Here is a 2,418-nt window from a genome sequence, read left to right on the forward strand (position 1 = left end):
AGGTCACAAACTTGGTGAATTTGCACCAACTCGTACTTACAAGGGTCACGCTGCAGACGACAAGAAAACACGTAGAAAATAAGGAGAACATAAATGGCAGAAATTACTTCAGCTAAAGCAATGGCTCGTACAGTACGTGTTTCACCTCGTAAATCACGTCTTGTTCTTGACAACATCCGTGGTAAAAGCGTAGCCGATGCTATTGCAATCTTGACATTCACACCAAACAAAGCTGCTGAAATCATCTTGAAAGTTTTGAATTCAGCTGTAGCTAACGCTGAAAACAACTTTGGTTTGGACAAAGCTAACTTGGTAGTATCTGAAGCATTCGCAAACGAAGGACCAACTATGAAACGTTTCCGTCCACGTGCGAAAGGTTCAGCTTCACCAATCAACAAACGTACAGCTCACATCACTGTGGCTGTTGCAGAAAAATAAGGAGGTAACATCGTGGGTCAAAAAGTACATCCAATTGGTATGCGTGTCGGCATCATCCGTGATTGGGATGCCAAATGGTATGCTGAAAAAGAATACGCGGATTACCTTCATGAAGATCTTGCAATCCGTAAATTCGTTCAAAAAGAACTTGCTGACGCAGCAGTTTCAACTATCGAAATTGAACGCGCAGTAAACAAAGTTAACGTTTCACTTCACACTGCTAAACCAGGTATGGTTATCGGTAAAGGTGGTGCTAACGTTGATGCACTCCGTGCAAAACTTAACAAATTGACTGGAAAACAAGTACACATCAACATCATCGAAATCAAACAACCTGATTTGGATGCTCACCTTGTAGGTGAAGGAATTGCTCGTCAATTGGAGCAACGTGTTGCTTTCCGTCGTGCACAAAAACAAGCAATCCAACGTGCAATGCGTGCTGGAGCTAAAGGAATTAAAACTCAAGTATCAGGTCGTTTGAACGGTGCAGATATCGCCCGTGCTGAAGGATACTCTGAAGGAACTGTTCCACTTCACACACTTCGTGCAGATATCGATTACGCTTGGGAAGAAGCAGATACTACATACGGTAAACTTGGTGTTAAAGTATGGATCTACCGTGGTGAAGTTCTTCCAGCTCGTAAAAACACTAAAGGAGGTAAATAACCAATGTTAGTACCTAAACGTGTTAAACACCGTCGTGAATTCCGTGGAAAAATGCGCGGTGAAGCAAAAGGTGGAAAAGAAGTAGCATTCGGTGAATACGGTCTTCAAGCTACAACTAGCCACTGGATCACTAACCGCCAAATCGAAGCTGCTCGTATCGCCATGACTCGTTACATGAAACGTGGTGGTAAAGTTTGGATTAAAATCTTCCCACACAAATCATACACTGCTAAAGCTATCGGTGTGCGTATGGGATCTGGTAAAGGGGCGCCTGAAGGTTGGGTAGCACCAGTTAAACGTGGTAAAGTGATGTTCGAAATCGCTGGTGTATCTGAAGAGATCGCTCGCGAAGCGCTTCGTCTTGCAAGCCACAAATTGCCAGTTAAATGTAAATTCGTAAAACGTGAAGCAGAATAAGGAGAAGGCATGAAACTTAATGAAGTAAAAGAATTTGTTAAAGAACTTCGTGGTCTTTCTCAAGAAGAACTCGCGAAGCGCGAAAACGAATTGAAAAAAGAATTGTTTGAACTTCGTTTCCAAGCTGCTACTGGTCAATTGGAACAAACAGCTCGCTTGAAAGAAGTTAAAAAACAAATCGCTCGTATCAAAACAGTTCAATCTGAAGCGAAATAATAGACTAGGGAAGGAGAAATTTCAATGGAACGCAATAATCGTAAAGTTCTTGTTGGACGTGTTGTATCTGACAAAATGGACAAGACAATCACAGTTGTAGTTGAAACAAAACGTAACCACCCAGTCTATGGTAAACGTATTAACTACTCTAAGAAATACAAAGCACATGATGAAAACAATGTTGCCAAAGAAGGCGATATCGTACGTATCATGGAAACTCGTCCGCTTTCAGCTACAAAACGTTTCCGTCTTGTAGAAGTTGTTGAAGAAGCGGTCATCATCTAATCAAACCTGAAAGGAGAAAACTGAAATGATTCAAACAGAAACTCGTTTGAAAGTCGCAGACAACAGCGGTGCGCGCGAAATCTTGACTATCAAAGTTCTTGGTGGTTCAGGACGTAAATTTGCAAACATCGGTGATGTTATCGTGGCATCTGTAAAACAAGCTACTCCTGGTGGTGCGGTTAAAAAAGGTGACGTTGTAAAAGCTGTTATCGTTCGTACTAAATCAGGTGCTCGTCGTGCTGATGGTTCATACATCAAATTTGACGAAAATGCAGCAGTTATCATCCGTGAAGACAAAACTCCTCGCGGAACACGTATCTTTGGCCCAGTTGCACGTGAATTGCGTGAAGGTGGCTTCATGAAGATCGTGTCACTTGCTCCAGAAGTACTTTAATT

The 2,418-nt window shown here is 42.1% G+C and carries 6 protein-coding genes and 1 pseudogene; all 7 read left to right on the plus strand.

Annotation, left to right across the window (positions count from 1 at the left end; all coding sequences use genetic code 11):
- Positions 1-82 (plus strand): annotated as a pseudogene (locus GMD1S_RS10115) (30S ribosomal protein S19); the annotation flags it as partial.
- An 11-nt stretch (positions 83-93) separates the two neighbouring features.
- Positions 94-438 carry a 50S ribosomal protein L22 gene (gene rplV, locus GMD1S_RS10120; RefSeq protein WP_000818137.1) on the plus strand — a complete coding sequence of 115 codons (345 nt, stop codon included), beginning with the start codon at positions 94-96 and terminating at the stop codon, positions 436-438.
- Positions 439-450: 12 nt separating this feature from the next.
- Entirely contained in the window at positions 451-1,104 is a 654-nt protein-coding gene (gene rpsC, locus GMD1S_RS10125) for a 30S ribosomal protein S3 (protein ID WP_000529936.1), read from the plus strand.
- Positions 1,105-1,107: 3 nt separating this feature from the next.
- Entirely contained in the window at positions 1,108-1,521 is a 414-nt protein-coding gene (gene rplP, locus GMD1S_RS10130; RefSeq protein WP_000960946.1) for a 50S ribosomal protein L16, read from the plus strand.
- A 9-nt stretch (positions 1,522-1,530) separates the two neighbouring features.
- Complete coding sequence (gene rpmC / locus GMD1S_RS10135; protein WP_000772918.1) at positions 1,531-1,737, plus strand: 50S ribosomal protein L29; 207 nt, start codon at positions 1,531-1,533, stop codon at positions 1,735-1,737.
- A gap of 24 nt (positions 1,738-1,761) precedes the next feature.
- Positions 1,762-2,022, plus strand: a complete 261-nt coding sequence (gene rpsQ / locus GMD1S_RS10140; RefSeq protein WP_000440801.1) for a 30S ribosomal protein S17 — start codon at positions 1,762-1,764, stop codon at positions 2,020-2,022.
- Positions 2,023-2,047: 25 nt separating this feature from the next.
- Complete coding sequence (gene rplN, locus GMD1S_RS10145; protein ID WP_000616545.1) at positions 2,048-2,416, plus strand: 50S ribosomal protein L14; 369 nt, start codon at positions 2,048-2,050, stop codon at positions 2,414-2,416.
- Positions 2,417-2,418 lie beyond the last annotated feature (2 nt).

This window comes from Streptococcus sp. GMD1S, from assembly GCF_000296875.1.
Lineage (GTDB): Bacteria > Bacillota > Bacilli > Lactobacillales > Streptococcaceae > Streptococcus.